We start from the raw sequence: 16,468 nt of genomic DNA, 5'->3' as shown, positions 1-16,468 counted from the left end.
AGGCTGCGCCTGTCGTTACAGACGCAGCCAGACAGACGCAGCCAGTCAGGAGGCGCTCCCTCAGGACGTTGCCCTGACCCGATCCATCTCTTCCTTAAGCGTGAGTTTCTGCAGTTTGAGGCGCATCAGAACATGCTGATCCGGCATGGGGCGATGCCCTTCATCATGGACTTTCGCATCGAGGACGGAATGGCGGCGGCTGAGGCTTTCGAGGCGTGACTGCTTGCTCATTGTTTCACTCTCCGATTGGATAGTTGCAACAGCCTGATGCTAGCGCTGTCTGTCACCAATCTGACATGAAAAATTGCTCATGTTTCACGGTTTATTTTCTACCCCGCCGCACTTTCTTCCTTCCGGAGAAGATTCTGGGCACTGGTGCAAGACAATCCGTTGGCTTAACGTGACAAAGATCAGGGCTGATGGTCTCACGGATGTGTAAAGCAGCTGTTCGTGGTGAATATCACTGGACGAGAATGCCGGAGGTGCGATGCTGAGTGATCGGGAAAGTATGCTGCGCAGGCTTCATGAGCTGCGAAGCGAACATCGTGATCTGGATACGGTCATTGACCGTCTGGTTCATGAACCGATGGATCATCTCCAGCTTCAGAGGCTGAAGAAACGCAAACTCCTCCTTAAGGATGAAATTGCGTGGATCGAGAGTCATCTTATTCCGGACAATATTGCATAACCGCAATGGTCTGATCAGGTTCCGAGATTTGAGAGATCATGGATAATATTGAAAACCAGCCTGAAGCGGCAGCGGATGATGCTGTGAAACAGGAATCCGAGGCGCCACGTGTCGGAATCATCATGGGAAGCCAGTCCGACTGGGAAACCATGCAGCACGCCACGCTGACTCTGGACGCGCTGGAAGTCCCTTATGAGACGAAGATTGTCTCGGCGCACCGCACTCCTGACCGTCTGGCGGAGTATGCCCGCACGGCCACTGACCGGGGCCTGTCAGTCATCATCGCTGGAGCGGGCGGCGCGGCCCATCTGCCCGGCATGTGCGCGGCATGGACACGACTGCCCGTTCTGGGCGTGCCTGTTGAGTCCAAGGCGCTGAAGGGCATGGACAGCCTGCTCTCCATCGTCCAGATGCCCGGCGGCATACCGGTCGGCACGCTGGCGATCGGCAAGGCGGGCGCTATCAATGCCGCCCTGCTCGCCTCCTCCATTCTCGCCATCTCGGATGCAGACCTTGCAGCCCGGCTCGATACATGGCGCGCACTCCAGACTGCCTCGGTACGCGATGAACCCGAACAGTAAGAACGATTTTCTACCGCCCAATTCGGTTCTTGGTATTGTGGGTGGCGGCCAATTGGGCCGTATGTCCGCCATGGCTGCCGCCCGTCTCGGCTTCCGCTCCCATATTCTCGCGCAGCACGAAGATGAACCGGGGCTACAGGTCTCGCACGGAGCCACCATCGGCTCTTTCAATGATCCCGACGTTCTGAAACGTTTTGCCGAAGCCGTTGATGTCATCACATTCGAGTTTGAGAATGTGTCTGCAAATGGCCTTGATCTGATGTCGGACCTGCGCCCGGTGCGCCCTTCCGGCAATATCCTGCGGATCAGTCAGGATCGTGAGCAGGAAAAGACATTTCTTGGTTCCATCGACATTCCGGTCGCGCCCTGGAAAATTGTCACGGATAAGGAAAACCTCGCGGAAGCCGCTGAAACGGTAGGTTATCCCTTCATCCTGAAAACGACCCGCATGGGCTACGACGGCAAGGGCCAGTTCCGCGTCCATAATGCCGAACAGTTGGATGAGGCGCTGGCCACTCTTTCCCCCAAACCACTTGTGGCGGAAGGGATGGTTGATTTCGCCATGGAAATCAGCGTCATGGTGGCCCGTGGTGTGGATGGGACCATCCGCACGTTCCCTGCGACTGAGAACCGGCATGTCTCCGGCATTCTGGATATCAGTCTCGCTCCTGCCCGTATCAGCGAGGAAATGGCAGCCGAAGCCAGCAGGATCGCCTGCCGTATTGCGGAAGGTCTGGATCTGATCGGTATTCTGGGCGTCGAGATGTTTGTCGGCCGCAAGGGCGAACTGCTCGTCAACGAGATTGCTCCGCGCCCCCATAATTCCGGCCACTGGACGATGGATGCCTGTCCTTGCGACCAGTTCGAGATGCATGTGCGTGCCGTGACCGGGCTGCCTTTGCCGGAGCCTGTACGTCACTCAGATGCGGTCATGAAAAATCTTGTGGGGCCGGACGACATGGCCTTGTGGCCTGAAATCGTCGCGACACAGGGTTTGATCCCGCACCTTTACGGCAAACGGGAAGCCAGGCCCGGTCGCAAGATGGGCCACGTCAATGTGCTTTTCCCTTACGGCTCGATGCCGGGAGAATTTGGCGTGCAGGCTGCGCTGGGACCATTGGCCGGTTCGACAGAATAGTTTTTCTACTTCGGGCAACCTGTGCTTTCAGCAAACGGTTGCCCGAATGCCGTCACACGTCAAAGTCAGACGAGCATAAAGGTAGCGCCACTGAACGGGTGTGCCGATTTTAACTTCCGGCATCCAGATAGACTGGCAGCACATCCGCAGGGCTACCATCCATCACAATTTTGCCCTGCTCCATCCAGAGCACGCGCGTGCACCATTTCTCGACAATGGACGGCATGTGGCTGGAAATCACCAGAATCTCCGCCCCCTCAACCAATCCTGCGATCCGACCTTCCGCACGCTGTATGAACGTGGCGTCTCCTGCCATGAACCATTCATCCATGATCAGGATTTCTGGCATGATCGCCGTCGCCAATCCGAACGCCAGACGCAGACTCATGCCCGAACTGTAGGTCTTCAGCGGAAGGTCCATGAAAGCCCCCAGATCGGCGAAGGATTCCACATCCTGCTCGACCTCCCGGATGGCCTCATTGGACAATCCGAAAAACAGCCCCCTCAGACGAATATTCTCCCGCCCAGACAATTCGAGGTCCATGCCAAGAGATGTGTCCAGCAGCGTCCCTACCCGCCCCCGGACAAGCACGCGCCCTTCGACCGGCTCATAAATACCGCTGAGTGCCCGAAGCAGCGTTGTCTTGCCCGCCCCGTTCCGTCCGATCAGTCCAAGGCGCTCACCGGGTTTCAGGGAGAAATTGATGTCGCTCAGGGCCTGCACCATGATCCGGTTGCGATCATCACGGGCGAAGCGACTGGAAGCCGTTTTCCCATTCAGAGTGCTCTTCATGGTCTTTTTCAGACTGCGTGCATCGCCATGATAGAGCGGAAAGGAGATGGACAGGTTTGTGACGTCGATTCCGGCCATATCGCCTTACACCCAGTAAGCCAGACGACCGCGGAGGCGGGCGAACAGCAGAAAGGAAACGCCCCACAGGACCACGCTGTAGACCACAGCCGCCAGCCAGATGGATGGCCTGACTGGTAATCCCATAAATGGCCCACGCACGATCTCGATCAGAGGATAACAGGGGTCGAGCAGCATATATTGCCGCCCCATATAAATAAGATCGGGCTTCCAGAGGATTGGCGTCACAAAAAACAGGATCTGCATGATGTTGGCAGCAATTGGCGGCATGTCCCGGAAGCGGGCGCCCAGCACGCCCAGCAGCAGAGTGAGGGCGTAAAGATCAGCAAACCACAGGAAGACACCAGCAGGCAGTGACCAGTTAAGTGTCGGCATGATGCCAAAGAAGACAAAGAGCACCACAATGACGCCGACACTATGCAGAAAAGTCAGAAGATTCCTGACCATCACCCGCATGACATGCACTGTGAAAGGCATCCTGATCGAATGGATCAAATTGACCGTGCTGGTGAACACACTGCATCCGTCCGTCACAATGCCACTCAGATAGGCCCACAGCACGAGGGAAAAGCACAGGAATGGCAGGTAGGCCTTGAGATCCGTGTGCAGCAGCGTGGCGTAAAGCACCCCCATCGCCGCAACCAGAATGATCGTGGAGAAAGTGACCCAGAACGGCCCCAGCAGAGAGCCGCGGTAACGCATTTTTATATCGAGCCAGCCCAGCGTCCAGCCGAGGCGGAATAGACGGAAGCTACCGAACAGATCATTCAGCGCGTGAGCGATGTAGGCCGCTCCACGCTCGGGCTGCAGATCCATGACCGGCACCTCGCCACGCGCCGCAAGCTCTGCTGCAACATGGGGCTCGTCCGTTATGGGCTCTGCGCCCCCTGTCGGTTCTGACGTCACGGGAGGCTCCCTCTCGTCGTCCGGCCGTTCTGTGCTGTTCATGCCTGCGCGATAGACAACCCCGCAGAGAAGCGCAAGGTCAGCAACTCCCGGCAGCCTCCTCGGCTCGCTGCGCCAATGCGAGGACACCGGTGCTGGCCTGAGCACCCAACTCGCGGATTGCGTCCAGACTGAACCATCCCGCATCAAGCGCATCGTCCGCAGCGACAGGTTCCCGCGTGTCCCGTGGATGTCTCAGATCGCACCGAACCGCGACAATGACATAGTGAAACAGCAGAAAGCCGTTCCCGTCCCGATGGATCGAATCAAAAGCTGTCAGCACACTGGCACCTTGGGCGTCGATACCAGTTTCTTCTGCAAGCTCACGCCCGGCTGCCGTCAGAAGATCCTCTCCGGGTTCGATACGGCCGCCCGGGAATCCCCACAGCCCAGCATCGGGAGGATTGGCGCGTCGGACCAGAAGAAAGCGCCCGTCGATGGGATTACGGCAAACGGCAATAACCGCGCCTCGCGGTTCAGGCTGCTGGCTTGATGTCATCGAGCCGATCCAGTTCACGCAGTCCCGGAAAAAGACGCATCCAGAGCCCTGTCACAATCAGCGTGCCGACGCCGCCGATCACCACAGCAGGCACCGCTCCGACACAGGCCGCGAGCATGCCGCTCTCGAACTCACCAAGCTGGTTGGAGGAGCCAATGAACAGCATGTTCACGGCAGAGACACGCCCACGCATTTCATCAGGTGTACCAAGCTGAATCAGCGCACCCCGGACCATCACGCTGATCACATCCGCAGCACCCAGAACCATAAGCGCCAGAATGGAGAGCGGGATGGAGCGGGACACGCCGAAAACGATTGTCGCAAGCCCGAATATGGCCACCGACAGAAACATGATCTTTCCCGCGCTTCCTCGGATGGGCCAGCGCGTCATGATGACCGCCATCAGAACGGCTCCCATGGCGGGACCGGCCCTGAGCAGACCAAGCGCGATGGGACCAGCGTGCAGGATGTCTTCGGCATAAACCGGCAGAAGCGCCGTCGCGCCGCCAAGCAGCACAGCGAACAAATCGAGCGAGATCGCGCCCAGCATGGGATGCTGCCTGCGCAGGAAGGCGATGCCGCCCATCACGGATTCCAACGTGATGGGCTGACGTCGCCGCTCCGGAAAACTCATTCTGATCGACGCTGTCGCCAAAGCCGATGCAGCAAAACCAAGACAACACAGCGCGTAACAGGTGTCTGCGCCAAAACCATACAGCACACCACCGAGAGACGGTCCGGCGATGCAGGCCACCTGAAACAGGGAGGATGACAAGGCTGCCGCCCGTGGAAACAGCGATGCCGGGACTATGGCGGGAAGAAACGTCTGCTGAGCGGGCATCTCAAAGGCGCGACAGGCTCCGAAGAGCGCGACCAACAGGTAGAGCGCCCACGGTCCGATAAGATGTTGCCATGAAGCAATCGCCATACCGAATGCCGCGAGCGCTTCCACCACCTGACAGGTCATCACGATACGGCGACGGTTGAACTGATCCGCCACATGCCCGGCAGGGAGTGTCAGCAGCATCATGGGAAGAAACTGGGCCAACCCGACAAATCCCAGCGAGGCAGAACTGTGCGTCAGGGAGTAGATTTGCCACGCCACCGCGACCGCCTGCACCTGTGAGGAGAATGCAGAGAGGTTACGACCAACCAGACAGCTGATCAGTCCCGGTTGCCGCAGCAGAGCAGGATCGGGAGAAGAAGGAACGGATGTTTCGGACGCTGACATGCAGATGTCTCTAGCAGGTGATTATTCTGCTGACACCATCCCGCTCGTCACGTTGCCAAGACAGTGTGCGGGAGGCAATACACTCGTTACGCCGCCATAAGCCTTTATCGAGCTAGCGGTGCAGAGACTGAGATAATTGGAGACGCGGTGCGATGGCGACGACTTATGCAACAGTGACCTGGGACCAGCTTCACCGCGACGCCCGCACTCTGGCGGAAACCCTCATGTCCAAGGGGCCGTTCAAAGGCATTGTCGCCATTACCCGAGGCGGTCTGATCCCGGCCGCCATCCTCGCCCGTGAACTTGACTGCCGTCTGATCGAGTCAATTTCTGTTGTGACCTATGATGAAGAATCAAAAGGCTCACCACAAATAATCAAGGATCCACAGGCTGCCGGAGATGGCGAAGGCTTCCTTGTGGTGGATGATCTTGTCGATTCCGGCATCACCGCGCGTGTCGTCCGCGAACGTCTGCCAAAAGCGCTGTTCGCCTGCCTTTACGCCAAGCCTACGGGCAAGCCTCTGACCGATCTGTTCGTCATGGAAGTACCGCAGGACACATGGGTGCTCTTTCCGTGGGATACGGCTCCGCTGTTCATCGCGCCTCTCGCCAAAAAAGCGACGAACGGAAACTGAGTTCTCATGCCCTCTTCCCTGCCCGCGACTGAAAGCGCCGACCCGGCTTTTCTGGATTACGACACATGGCCTGTCGCCACACAATTAACGGCCCTGTGGCAATCCCAGCTTGCAGCAGCAGCAGTTGTGTCATCCGCCCTGCCCGCTTTGACAGAAGCCGTTGAAGCCGCCCTGCCTCGTCTGAAAGCAGGCGGTCGTCTGGTCTATGCTGGCGCGGGAAGTTCAGGTCGACTTGCCGCGCAGGATGGTGCGGAACTTGAGCCGACTTACAACTGGCCTCCTGAGCGGATGTGTCTGCTGATTGCAGGAGGCAGCAAGGCCCTGCTCAATGCCGTTGAGAACGCAGAAGATGATACGGCGGCGGGCAGTGCCGAAGTTGAAGCGCTCGCACTGACTCCCAATGATGTTGTGGTCGGGATCGCAGCCAGTGGGAGGACGCCCTACACCATCGCCTGCATCAAGGCGGCCCGGAGTGCAGGCGCACTGACTGTGGGGATCGCTAACGTGCCAGAGACGGCTCTTCTGCTTGCTGCCGAGTATGCCATTTTCGTTGGCACGGGAGCCGAGCCGATTGCTGGTTCGACACGCATGAAGGCAGGCACGGCTCAGAAAATCGTTCTCAATTTGCTGTCCACTTCCCTCATGACCGGACTGGGACGCGTTTATAAGGCGCGGATGGTCGATATGCGCAGCCGCAACGCCAAGCTGCGTGAACGGGCTGTCCGCATGGTCATCAATCTTACGAATTGCACCGAGGAAAGCGCCCGAATCGCGCTTGAGCAGACAGAAGGCCATGTAAAATCAGCCGTTCTGATAGCACTGGGTGCTGAGAAAAAAGCTGCTGAGACTGCCCTTTCCCAGTCTGACGATAATTTGCGTAATGCTTTGAGCCGATTAGGGCTTGCCAGAACCTCTCTGTGCACCTAGGTTCCGCCGCAGGTTCGGGGCGTGGCGCAGCCTGGTAGCGCGCCTGTTTTGGGTACAGGAGGCCCCCGGTTCGAGTCCGGGCGCCCCGACCACTTTTTCGACACGGTCTCGTTGAAAGCAACGGAGTGGCGAGTGATGACAGCAAGAATTTACAAACAGCCCAAGAGTGCAGGACAGTCGGGCCTTTATGGTGCCCGGAACTGGATTTTCGAATACGGTCAATCCGCACCGCATCGTCCCACTCCCCTCATGGGATGGACCGGAAGCAGCGACACAAAATCTCAGGTTCGACTGAAGTTTGAGAGTCGTGAGCAGGCTGAAGCTTATGCCCGCCACCACGCCATTCCTTACGAGGTTGAGTCGACGGTAGAGCGCATTCGTGTCCCGAAGGTGTATGCTGATAACTTCGCGATGAACCGCATCCAGAACTGGACGCACTGAAGTTTTTCAACGGCTCTTGTTTTTTCTGTTGGAACAACGGATAAAACGCCTGCCGGTCTTCAAGAGCGGTTCTGCGCGCCCTTAGCTCAGTTGGATAGAGCAACAGCCTTCTAAGCTGTGGGTCAATGGTTCGAATCCATTAGGGCGCGCCAATTCTTATATTCGACGTTCTTTGGCGTGCATATAGTTTGTGGTAACCGTGAGTTGTTGCGCCTGCTTTATGAATTTTTGCCTTATCCCCTTTTGGTCGCATAATTCTGTTTTCAAAATTTGATCCGGGGTGATGTCATCCTTCGAAGCATCACCCAGACAGGTTTCTCTTTCCTCTGAATACAGGGGAAATGTATTTCAGATAATCTGCCAGACTAAGCCTGAACACTCTTTCCCTAGCTAATACGGCTCGTCAAAAAAGGAATAACGCCATTAATCTAATCAAAAACACATCAAGAATTGTCTTTTTATTTGCGAGTATAATTTTAATTATACTCGCGTCTCTCCTGATATTCTCTGGAGGGATTGGTTTAATATCGGCTTTCATATTGTCGTTTAATGATGGACGAACGGAGATTGTTCGTGCAATCAGCTACGTTGTAATTTCTATAGCTGTTTTTGATGTTGCTAAATATTTCATTGAAGAAGAGGTCTTGCGTCCCAAAGGAAAACAGTCCCTATCTGAAGCGAGAGATAGCCTTACAAAATTCATGACGACAATCATTATTGCAGTATTTATTGAAGGTCTTGTTGGAGTTTTTGAAAGAAGTGGTGAGCAGCCTCAAGACATTCTCTATCCGGCAGTACTGTTGGTCGTGGCCACATGTATGGTGGTTGCATTAGGCATTTACCAGAAACTCAGTGTAAATGCTGAACGAGAGAAAAAAGAAAAAGACTTAGGCGACTAGAAAGCCGTCCTTCACCACATTTGAAGGGTAAAGGGCAACCACAAAAAGCTTAATTCTGATTATTGCCTATCAATCGCAACGAGACATCACTCATGATAGAACTGAATATAGACGTAATAGCACTTTGAATGGCCGGGCCGTCATCAGCCTCGAAAAAATCATCTGCGTCAGAGGCACAGGCTTGCATAGCTCCCTGCATGGAGCCAGATCCTGTCCCCAAAAGTGGATTTATCATATAATCATTAATTGAATAATACGTTGCCCAGACAGAAAATAATTTTATGCCACTTTGCTTTATACTTTGACACGCGTCACTATAATCAACACTTACAATACGATGTCTCGTATCTGGATCATTAGATTCATCGGTATCCCCATCCCACACATCCTGCGCTCCATCAGAAAGAAAAATAACATACGTTTTTCTTTCTGTGGGTGATGTTCCATCCCCAATATTTTCTATTAGAGATAAAGATTTATTCAAGTAATCTGATGTATTTGTATAACCATAATTATAGTCTTTATAATCATAAGGAGAAATTCCATTATTGCTTGAGTTCGACCATTGTGTAGCATTTTCAACATCAATGGAAGATGCTGCATTTATTGCCGCAGTCATATCCGTAGTTGAGCTAAGGATTTGATTGAAATTTGTACCAATCGTATTGATTGAAATCGAAATTTTATCTGGGTAATTCGAAGAATATTCTGACATGCTTTCCATAAATTCTTCAAGAGCCTGATTAACATAATCTATTTTGAGATTTATTCCCTGCTGCTTGGCATATGTGCGCATATCGCAAGGCCACGTCCTTGAAGATGATTTGCGTGTGCCGGAAGCGTAGCAGGCCTCCGTAGACATCCCGTAACCATTTGGATCATGACAGGCGAACACGCATTGGCTGCTTCCATCTTCCAGAGTGGAAATAGCCGTAGGATCACCTCCGATAGCCATGGAATTTGAAATATCCACTATAAAAATGATCTGAAAATAAGTTTCTCCCTCATCCATGGTCGCAGTCGATTTCACTGTTATTGGATATCCTGAATATTTCAAAAGATTTGCAATAAACATATTAGATGTATAAGAAAGAGAAACAGAGACCGTCCCTGAAATGGAAGATGTCGACGTATACTGGACCGTAACGGTGGGAACAGGTGAAATACCGGCAATCTGAGCATTCTGGGTAACAGACTGTATGGCTGTTGTCTCAGCAATCTGCTGGGCAGCCGCTTGTGCATTACTGTCACCCATGTGACTGAACATATAATTACTGGCGATTTTGGTCGCAGACAAAGCAGCAGAATCCGAAAAATTCTGAAGCTTTGTTTTTGTGGCGACCATTTGGGAATAGTCGACCGCAGCAGCTATTGCGGTCATGATAACCAGAGAGCCGAATACAGCAAAAATAATGACGCCACCGGCCTGATTTGAAAGAAACTGTCGAAAAAGAATTTTTCTTAACAAGACTGAATTCCGTATAACAAACTCCTTGTCAAAATATAAATTTAATTATCAACAGCGCATTAATGTGAGACGTCTTTTTTCAAATATTATTCAGAGAAATCCAGTGTAATCACATGTTGCCGGTCATCCACAATAACCAGTCCTGACAATACCAGTTTTACACCCTCATCCCTGAACCGTAGTGTCAGCAGACCATCTGACAGCCTACCTGTTTTGGCTATGGAAACCTGAAGTGTCGCAGGTCCACGCCTCACGGCTGTCACTGTAACGGCTCCCTGCATATGGATCGGACGCGCAAGCAGTAGTCCAAGCGGTGTGTGCGAAAGCCCCATGCGCGTCACGGCGCCTGTCTGGGGGTTATCCAGCACCAGATGTCCATCACCCGCCGTAAGTGTCATACCTTTCGGGTTGCTGTAATCCAGCCTTAGTTGTCCAGGCGCATAATTCAGCGTACCTGAGCCTCGGCTTCCGTCTGGCCAGGTTTGCACGAACCAGCTTTGCAGAGTGGTCAGACCATTCAGATAATCCTCCACACGCGCGATATCCTGCTGATCCTGTGTTGTCAGAGGAAAGGTTCTGGTCTGTGAGCAGGCCGCCAGCGCCAGTCCGGACAGCAGAGCGCTTCTGCGGGAGAGTAGCCGCATCATGCCGCCACCTCGGCTGGCGTGTTCAGCGTCAAGGCCAGCGCATGCAGACCGTCGGCAAACTCCGGGTCGAGATATTTGTGAACAAGACGCGACCGGGCAACGCGCGAAAGCCCCGAAAAGGCGTCACTCACCACCGTCAGGCGGAAATGAGTTTCTGAAGCTCCCTCCTGCGGTCCACGCGGACGTGCGATGTGATGCGCATGGCGATCACTCTCGTCGATAATCTCCATACGAACCGGATGCAGCTTCTCCTGCAGAAGCGCCTCCACGCGCTGAGCCCGTGGACCTGTTGCAATACCTGCCATCGATCTTATCTCCGCCTTCTGCATGTCACTCTCCGTCAACAAGCCTCTTGCATCCGGACCGTCGTGGCACACATAACAGGCTGCATGAGCAGACGAAACACACGTCATCGGGCATTTGATCCCGATCCGGATGCCCCGAGGCAATGTTGCGACGCCCCCGGCTGCGAGCGGGAGGCCGGCTATCGTGCGCCTCGGTCCCGCGATAGTCTGAACGAATATTTCTGGTTCTGCCTTGAGCACGTTCGCGAGTACAATGCACGGTGGGACTATTACAAAGGCATGAGTTCGGCGCAGATTGAGGCCCATCTGCGCGCTGATATGTCATGGGATCGCCCCTCTTGGAAAATCGGGCATATCGGTCAGAAAGGATTCAACGAGGAGGATGTGCTTGACCCCCTCGATATCCTCAACGCCTCCCGCGCCGATCGCGCCCGTCGCCACCGTCAGTCCCGCGAGCCGAAAACGCCGGAACCCCTGCGTGAACCACTCGCCACAATGGGGCTGCGCTGGCCGGTCTCTCTCGACGAGGTCAAGTCCCGCTACAAGGCTCTTGCCAAGAAACACCATCCGGACACCAATCATGGTGATCCACATGCCGAAGAGCGTCTGAAAGTCATCAACGTGGCCTATTCAACCCTTCGCACGCATTTCACCTCCAACATTGAGAGTGACCTCGAAAAATCTGCCTGATCGTGGCAGGGTCACTCTGAACATTAACGAACGGATGCATCATGAACGCTGAGTCTGCTGACCTGATACCAACATCTGCGATCTCGGTTCCTGACCTTGAGGTCTCGGCGCGTGAGGTTTTCGGAATTGACAGCGACATCAAGGTTCCCGCCTTCTCGATCCGCACCGAGCATGTGCCCGAAATCGACACCAGCTACCGGTTCGATCACGACACGACGCTCGCGATTCTGGCGGGATTCGCGTTCAACCGCCGCGTGATGGTGCAGGGCTTCCACGGCACCGGTAAATCCTCACACGTCGAACAGATCGCCGCCCGTCTGAACTGGCCGTGCGTCCGCATCAACCTCGACAGTCATGTTTCGCGTATCGACCTGATCGGCAAGGATGCGATCGTTCTGAAAGACGGTCAGCAGGTGACCGAATTCCGTGAAGGTCTGCTGCCGTGGTGTCTCCAGCACCCCTGCGCCCTCGTGTTCGACGAATACGACGCAGGCCGTCCAGACGTGATGTTTGTCATCCAGCGCGTGCTGGAAGTGGACGGCAACCTGACCCTGCTCGACCAGAACCGCGTCATCCGTCCCAATCCGTTCTTCCGTCTGTTCGCTACCGCCAACACTGTGGGACTTGGCGACACGACCGGCCTGTATCACGGCACACAGCAGATCAATCAGGGACAGATGGACCGCTGGAACATCGTCACCTCCCTGAACTACCTGCCGCACGAGCAGGAAGTGGCAATTGTCATGTCCAAGCTGGGCATCGCCGCCGATGACAAGAAGATGCGCCAGACCATCGACAACATGGTCGCCCTCGCCGGTCTGACACGGTCCGGCTTCATGGCTGGTGACATCTCCACTGTCATGTCGCCACGCACGGTCATCGCCTGGGCTGAAAATCTGCGGATTTTCGGTGATCTGGCCTTCGCCTTCCGGGTGACATTCCTGAACAAGTGTGATGAAGCCGAACGCAGCATGGTGGCTGAATACTACCAGCGCTGCTTCAACGCCGACCCCATGGGCAAGCGCAAGAACTGACTGACAGGAAAGACTGAACATGGCGGAAAGCCCCCGTTCTTCGCAAAAACCTTCCACCGCGACTGAAGCGGCCGACAAGGCCGAAGCGTTCCGGCGTGCGACGATCGGGGCTATCCGCGCCATGGGTGGACGGCCTGACACCAATGTCACCTTCCATTCCGGCAACATGCCGCCGGGGCCTCTGGATCAGGATGGACCGATCCGCCTGCCCCAACCTTCGCGTCATGCGACGGTTGAGGAAGCCACCCGCATTCGTGGCGCTGCCGATGCTGAAGCGCTGAAACTCAGACATCACGATGCCGATTTTCATCGCTCCCATCAGCCGGATGACGGTGCTGCACGCGCCGCCTATGACGCGCTTGAGCAGGCCCGCATCGAGTCTGTTGGCTCACGCTACATGCTGGGCGTGGCCGCCAATCTGGACCAGAAGCTGGAAGAGGAATGCCGCGCGCTCGGCGTGCCCCACATGTCCAGCAAGGAACAGCTTCCCACCGCTTTTGCGCTTGGGCTACTTGCCCGCGCAAAACTCAGTGGACGACCGGTTCCGGAAAGTGTCCGTCCTCTTCTCGATGACTGGAGCCGCACGCTGTCTCCTGATGCCCTGAAGGCTCTTGAGGCCCTCAATGCCGCTCAGGATGATCAGGTCGCCTATTCCAAAGCGTCACAAAAGCTGATGGCCGCCTGCTCTCTTGTCGAACTCGATAACGAGCAGCCCGAAAACGATGAAGACGGAGAAGATGATGCGACCGGAGAGGATGAAGACGGCGCGGACGAGCCGCCTGCCTCACCGGAAGAGCAGCCTTCAGCCGATGAAATGGAAGAGGAACAGGCGGCAGCCGAACCTCAGTTAATGGATGGAAGCGGTGAAACCGGCGATCCGGATGAAGCCGCGGATGCAGAATCTGGTGATACCGACGGAACGGGTGAGCCTTCCGGCCCCAATGAGGGGCGACAGACTGCCCCCGGTGACACGGCTGCCGGTTATCACGCCTATACCACCCAGTTTGATGAAGAAGTCGCCGCAGAAGATCTGTGCGATGAAGACGAACTGACACGTCTGCGCCAGCAACTGGACATTCAGCTGGCGTCACTGACCGGCGTCATTTCACGACTGGCCAACCGCCTCCAGCGTAAGTTGCTCGCGCAGCAGACCCGTTCATGGAACTTCGATCTCGAAGAAGGCATCCTTGATGCCGGGCGTCTCTCGCGGATCGTCGTCAACCCGACCCTTTCCCTGTCTTACAAGCAGGAAAGTGAGACGGAATTCCGTGATACCGCCGTTACACTTCTGATCGACAATTCCGGCTCCATGCGCGGGCGGCCGATTTCCGTGGCAGCCATGTGTGGCGATATCCTCGCCCGCACTCTTGAGCGTTGTGGTGTGAAGGTGGAGATTCTCGGCTTCACCACGCGTGCGTGGAAAGGTGGCCAGAGCCGTGAGAAATGGGCAGCCGATGGCAAACCGAAAAATCCCGGACGCCTGAATGACCTGCGCCACATCATCTACAAGGCGGCGGATACTCCATTGCGTCGGGCTCGTCGCAACCTCGGACTGATGCTCCGTGAAGGTCTGCTCAAGGAAAACATCGACGGTGAAGCGCTTCTCTGGGCGTCCCGTAGGCTGCGTAACCGTCCGGAGCAGCGCCGCATCCTGATGGTGATTTCAGACGGCGCTCCCGTGGATGACAGCACTCTGTCGGCCAATCCGAGTTCGTATCTCGAAGATCATCTTCGGGAAGTCATCACGGCGATTGAAAGCCGTAGTGAGATCGAACTGGTCGCCATCGGCATCGGGCATGACGTAACGCGCTATTACCGACGCGCCGTGACCATCACGGACGCCGAAGAGCTCGGCGGTACAATGATGAAGAAGCTGTCCGAACTCTTCGATGAGGGTACACGTCGCTCAGGCAGGCAGGCCTGAGCGACGCTTTGCAGCAAAGCTAAGAACGGCATCCACCATCCGGTCCACATCCGCTGCCATTGTTCTGTGATTGACGATGGCAGCCCGGATCACCAGATGCCCATTGATGCGTGTCGTCGAAGGAGCCGCCAATCCAGACTCCTGAACATCCTTCACGACCTCACCATTCAGGTGGTCGAGTTGCTCTTCCGTCAGGGCAGGATCACGAAGCCGGAAGCAGACGATATCCAGCGTTACAGGCGCCATGAGTTCGAGCTTCGGCTCGGAACCAACGCGCTCCGCAAGATGACAGGCCACAGCGCAGCAATGATCCACCATCTGGCCAAGCCGCTGCGTGCCGTAGACAGACAGGGTCGCCCAGACTTTCAGCGCCCTGAATCCCCGTGACAGATCCGGACCGAGATCGCAGAACCATGGCGCGCCCGCAGCCAGTCCCCGATCTTCCCGAGAGAGGTAGGACAGGGTCTGTGCAAAAGCCGCAGCATGTTTTGTGGGATCCCGCACGATCGCGCAGCCCGCATCATACGGCACCTGCGCCCATTTGTGGAAATCGAACGCAAGACTGTCGGCTTTTTCAAGACCTGACAACGCCTCCTTGAACTGCTGAGAGAGCATCGCCATCGCGCCGAAAGCACCATCCACATGGAACCAGAGCCCTTCGTCGGCTGAGATTGCGGCAATCGTATCCAGGGGATCGATAGCGCCCACATCGACGGTTCCCGCCGTTCCGACCACAAGGAATGGCTCAAAACCCGCTTCCCTGTCTGCGGCGATCATGGCCTTCAGAGACATGGTATCCATGCGGAATGTGTCATCTAGGGGCACCAGCCGGAGCGCATCGGAACCAAGGCCGGCAAGATCGAATGCCCGACTGACGCATCCATGAGCGCTGCATGCGGCATATCCCACGAGAGATCGGCCTCCGACACCGTTTTTCCTCAAGGACAGGCCATCTTTTGCTGCGCGACTGGCGACGATAACGGCAATAAAATTCGCCATTGAAGAGCCCGTGACAAACAGACCTGAAGCCGTTTCCGGAAAGCCCATCAGGGTCGCAGCCCAGCGAATGACCATGCGCTCGACTTCTACAGGTGCATGATCCCTGCCTCCCAGATTGGCGTTGAGGCCCGCAGCCAGCATCTCCGCCAGCATACCGACCGGCGTTCCGCCGCCATGCACCCACCCCATGAAGCCCGGATGACGGTTCCCTACGCTGTAAGGAAGGACCGTTTCCCTGAACGCTTCCCCAAATGCCGTAGCATCCATCCCATGTTCAGGAATCGGGGCGTGACGAAAATCGGTCCGTATATCATCGGGCAAAGGCTGCCAGACGGGCTGTTCCCTGATATCCCGCAGATTATCGAACATCATATCGAGCATATGATGGCCTGTGGCCCGGAGCCTGTCCCAGTCTGCGCCCTGCGGGTCAAGAGAAAGAAACGGGTCGGTATCATCCATCATAAAAAGGCTTTCTCAAGAAATGTGCTGTCAGGAAACTTAGGAGATCACTACGCTTTCATACAGAACTGAGTTGATGAAAACCAA

General features: G+C 55.6%; 19 protein-coding genes and 2 tRNA genes. 12 read left to right on the top strand and 9 right to left on the bottom strand.

All coding sequences use genetic code 11. The annotated features are described in order from the left end of the window. Positions 1 to 60: 60 nt before the first annotated feature. The gene (locus B3759_RS06510; protein ID WP_291364796.1) at positions 61 to 231 is read right to left on the bottom strand and encodes a YdcH family protein; all 171 of its coding nucleotides are present in this window, start codon (positions 229 to 231) and stop codon (positions 61 to 63) included. Positions 232 to 487: 256 nt separating this feature from the next. Here B3759_RS06510 and B3759_RS06505 point away from each other — a divergent pair, with 256 nt between their 5' ends. The 3 genes from B3759_RS06505 to B3759_RS06495 are packed head-to-tail and all read left to right on the top strand — an operon-like array spanning position 488 to position 2,407. Next, positions 488 to 688, top strand: a complete 201-nt coding sequence (locus B3759_RS06505) for a YdcH family protein (RefSeq protein ID WP_077812842.1) — start codon at positions 488 to 490, stop codon at positions 686 to 688. 38 nt (positions 689 to 726) lie between these two features. Further along, positions 727 to 1,269: a 5-(carboxyamino)imidazole ribonucleotide mutase gene (gene purE, locus B3759_RS06500; protein WP_291364794.1), complete on the top strand. Its 543-nt coding sequence runs from the start codon at positions 727 to 729 to the stop codon at positions 1,267 to 1,269. Beyond that, entirely contained in the window at positions 1,253 to 2,407 is a 1,155-nt protein-coding gene (locus B3759_RS06495; protein ID WP_291364792.1) for a 5-(carboxyamino)imidazole ribonucleotide synthase, read from the top strand. The genes purE and B3759_RS06495 overlap by 17 nt, the downstream gene beginning before the upstream one ends. Positions 2,408 to 2,516: 109 nt before the next feature. Here B3759_RS06495 and B3759_RS06490 read toward each other — a convergent pair whose 3' ends face one another. The 4 genes from B3759_RS06490 to B3759_RS06475 form a co-directional block, all read right to left on the bottom strand. Continuing rightward, positions 2,517 to 3,278: an ABC transporter ATP-binding protein gene (locus B3759_RS06490; protein ID WP_291364790.1), complete on the bottom strand. Its 762-nt coding sequence runs from the start codon at positions 3,276 to 3,278 to the stop codon at positions 2,517 to 2,519. Positions 3,279 to 3,284: 6 nt separating this feature from the next. Next, positions 3,285 to 4,184, bottom strand: a complete 900-nt coding sequence (locus B3759_RS06485; protein ID WP_291364788.1) for an ABC transporter permease — start codon at positions 4,182 to 4,184, stop codon at positions 3,285 to 3,287. Positions 4,185 to 4,263: 79 nt separating this feature from the next. Then, positions 4,264 to 4,722: an NUDIX hydrolase gene (locus B3759_RS06480; RefSeq protein WP_291364786.1), complete on the bottom strand. Its 459-nt coding sequence runs from the start codon at positions 4,720 to 4,722 to the stop codon at positions 4,264 to 4,266. Continuing rightward, complete coding sequence (locus tag B3759_RS06475) at positions 4,700 to 5,953, bottom strand: MFS transporter (protein ID WP_291364784.1); 1,254 nt, start codon at positions 5,951 to 5,953, stop codon at positions 4,700 to 4,702. The genes B3759_RS06480 and B3759_RS06475 overlap by 23 nt, the downstream gene beginning before the upstream one ends. Before the next feature lie 152 nt (positions 5,954 to 6,105). Here B3759_RS06475 and gpt point away from each other — a divergent pair, with 152 nt between their 5' ends. The 6 genes from gpt to B3759_RS06445 all read left to right on the top strand — a co-directional run bounded on the left by gpt (position 6,106) and on the right by B3759_RS06445 (position 8,855). Beyond that, positions 6,106 to 6,588, top strand: coding sequence for a xanthine phosphoribosyltransferase (gene gpt / locus B3759_RS06470; protein ID WP_291364781.1), 483 nt, complete (start codon positions 6,106 to 6,108; stop codon positions 6,586 to 6,588). 6 nt (positions 6,589 to 6,594) lie between these two features. Then, positions 6,595 to 7,515 (top strand): N-acetylmuramic acid 6-phosphate etherase, encoded by a 921-nt coding sequence (locus B3759_RS06465; protein ID WP_291364779.1) that lies wholly within the window; start codon positions 6,595 to 6,597, stop codon positions 7,513 to 7,515. A 15-nt stretch (positions 7,516 to 7,530) separates the two neighbouring features. Then, positions 7,531 to 7,607: transfer RNA gene (locus tag B3759_RS06460), tRNA-Pro, on the top strand. 43 nt (positions 7,608 to 7,650) lie between these two features. Next, a complete protein-coding gene (locus B3759_RS06455; RefSeq protein WP_291364778.1) occupies positions 7,651 to 7,956 on the top strand; it encodes an ETC complex I subunit in 306 nt (101 codons plus the stop codon). Between the two features lie 75 nt (positions 7,957 to 8,031). After that, positions 8,032 to 8,108, top strand: a tRNA-Arg gene (locus B3759_RS06450). A gap of 279 nt (positions 8,109 to 8,387) precedes the next feature. Next, positions 8,388 to 8,855 (top strand): hypothetical protein, encoded by a 468-nt coding sequence (locus B3759_RS06445; protein ID WP_291365002.1) that lies wholly within the window; start codon positions 8,388 to 8,390, stop codon positions 8,853 to 8,855. 49 nt (positions 8,856 to 8,904) lie between these two features. On the opposite strand, the gene B3759_RS06440 is transcribed toward B3759_RS06445, so the two are convergent. The 3 genes from B3759_RS06440 to B3759_RS06430 all read right to left on the bottom strand — a co-directional run bounded on the left by B3759_RS06440 (position 8,905) and on the right by B3759_RS06430 (position 11,275). Further along, complete coding sequence (locus B3759_RS06440) at positions 8,905 to 10,323, bottom strand: pilus assembly protein TadG-related protein (RefSeq protein WP_291364776.1); 1,419 nt, start codon at positions 10,321 to 10,323, stop codon at positions 8,905 to 8,907. Between the two features lie 86 nt (positions 10,324 to 10,409). Continuing rightward, positions 10,410 to 10,970, bottom strand: a complete 561-nt coding sequence (locus B3759_RS06435) for a LolA family protein (protein ID WP_291364774.1) — start codon at positions 10,968 to 10,970, stop codon at positions 10,410 to 10,412. Further along, positions 10,967 to 11,275, bottom strand: coding sequence for a BolA family protein (locus B3759_RS06430; RefSeq protein WP_408736394.1), 309 nt, complete (start codon positions 11,273 to 11,275; stop codon positions 10,967 to 10,969). The genes B3759_RS06435 and B3759_RS06430 overlap by 4 nt, the downstream gene beginning before the upstream one ends. 84 nt (positions 11,276 to 11,359) lie before the next feature. On the opposite strand from B3759_RS06430, the gene B3759_RS06425 reads away from it, so the two are divergent. The 3 genes from B3759_RS06425 to B3759_RS06415 are packed head-to-tail and all read left to right on the top strand — an operon-like array spanning position 11,360 to position 14,923. After that, positions 11,360 to 11,965: a J domain-containing protein gene (locus B3759_RS06425; RefSeq protein WP_099347462.1), complete on the top strand. Its 606-nt coding sequence runs from the start codon at positions 11,360 to 11,362 to the stop codon at positions 11,963 to 11,965. Positions 11,966 to 12,006: 41 nt separating this feature from the next. After that, entirely contained in the window at positions 12,007 to 12,999 is a 993-nt protein-coding gene (cobS, locus tag B3759_RS06420; protein ID WP_291364770.1) for a cobaltochelatase subunit CobS, read from the top strand. A gap of 19 nt (positions 13,000 to 13,018) precedes the next feature. Continuing rightward, a complete protein-coding gene (locus tag B3759_RS06415) occupies positions 13,019 to 14,923 on the top strand; it encodes a cobaltochelatase CobT-related protein (RefSeq protein WP_291364768.1) in 1,905 nt (634 codons plus the stop codon). On the opposite strand, the gene B3759_RS06410 is transcribed toward B3759_RS06415, so the two are convergent. After that, a complete protein-coding gene (locus B3759_RS06410; protein ID WP_291364766.1) occupies positions 14,906 to 16,384 on the bottom strand; it encodes a pyridoxal phosphate-dependent decarboxylase family protein in 1,479 nt (492 codons plus the stop codon). The genes B3759_RS06415 and B3759_RS06410 overlap by 18 nt on opposite strands. Positions 16,385 to 16,468: the final 84 nt, after the last annotated feature.

It is taken from the genome of Acetobacter sp. UBA5411, assembly GCF_002409645.1.
Lineage (GTDB): Bacteria > Pseudomonadota > Alphaproteobacteria > Acetobacterales > Acetobacteraceae > Acetobacter.
Note: the sequence above shows the minus strand (reverse complement) of the source record. Positions and strands in the feature narration are given on the sequence as shown.

What these genes read in the sequence shown, in the direction of transcription:
- B3759_RS06490 (WP_291364790.1), bottom strand. Translation starts at nt 3,278, where the DNA reads ATGGCCGGAATCGACGTCACAAACCTGTCCATCTCCTTTCCGCTCTAT.
- B3759_RS06410 (WP_291364766.1), bottom strand. Translation starts at nt 16,384, where the DNA reads ATGATGGATGATACCGACCCGTTTCTTTCTCTTGACCCGCAGGGCGCA.
- B3759_RS06435 (WP_291364774.1), bottom strand. Translation starts at nt 10,970, where the DNA reads ATGATGCGGCTACTCTCCCGCAGAAGCGCTCTGCTGTCCGGACTGGCG.
- B3759_RS06430 (WP_408736394.1), bottom strand. Translation starts at nt 11,275, where the DNA reads ATGGCAGGTATTGCAACAGGTCCACGGGCTCAGCGCGTGGAGGCGCTT.
- gpt (WP_291364781.1), top strand. Translation starts at nt 6,106, where the DNA reads ATGGCGACGACTTATGCAACAGTGACCTGGGACCAGCTTCACCGCGAC.
- B3759_RS06475 (WP_291364784.1), bottom strand. Translation starts at nt 5,953, where the DNA reads ATGTCAGCGTCCGAAACATCCGTTCCTTCTTCTCCCGATCCTGCTCTG.
- B3759_RS06455 (WP_291364778.1), top strand. Translation starts at nt 7,651, where the DNA reads ATGACAGCAAGAATTTACAAACAGCCCAAGAGTGCAGGACAGTCGGGC.
- B3759_RS06505 (WP_077812842.1), top strand. Translation starts at nt 488, where the DNA reads ATGCTGAGTGATCGGGAAAGTATGCTGCGCAGGCTTCATGAGCTGCGA.
- cobS (WP_291364770.1), top strand. Translation starts at nt 12,007, where the DNA reads ATGAACGCTGAGTCTGCTGACCTGATACCAACATCTGCGATCTCGGTT.
- B3759_RS06495 (WP_291364792.1), top strand. Translation starts at nt 1,253, where the DNA reads ATGAACCCGAACAGTAAGAACGATTTTCTACCGCCCAATTCGGTTCTT.
- B3759_RS06425 (WP_099347462.1), top strand. Translation starts at nt 11,360, where the DNA reads ATGAGCAGACGAAACACACGTCATCGGGCATTTGATCCCGATCCGGAT.
- purE (WP_291364794.1), top strand. Translation starts at nt 727, where the DNA reads ATGGATAATATTGAAAACCAGCCTGAAGCGGCAGCGGATGATGCTGTG.
- B3759_RS06465 (WP_291364779.1), top strand. Translation starts at nt 6,595, where the DNA reads ATGCCCTCTTCCCTGCCCGCGACTGAAAGCGCCGACCCGGCTTTTCTG.
- B3759_RS06510 (WP_291364796.1), bottom strand. Translation starts at nt 231, where the DNA reads ATGAGCAAGCAGTCACGCCTCGAAAGCCTCAGCCGCCGCCATTCCGTC.
- B3759_RS06415 (WP_291364768.1), top strand. Translation starts at nt 13,019, where the DNA reads ATGGCGGAAAGCCCCCGTTCTTCGCAAAAACCTTCCACCGCGACTGAA.
- B3759_RS06480 (WP_291364786.1), bottom strand. Translation starts at nt 4,722, where the DNA reads ATGACATCAAGCCAGCAGCCTGAACCGCGAGGCGCGGTTATTGCCGTT.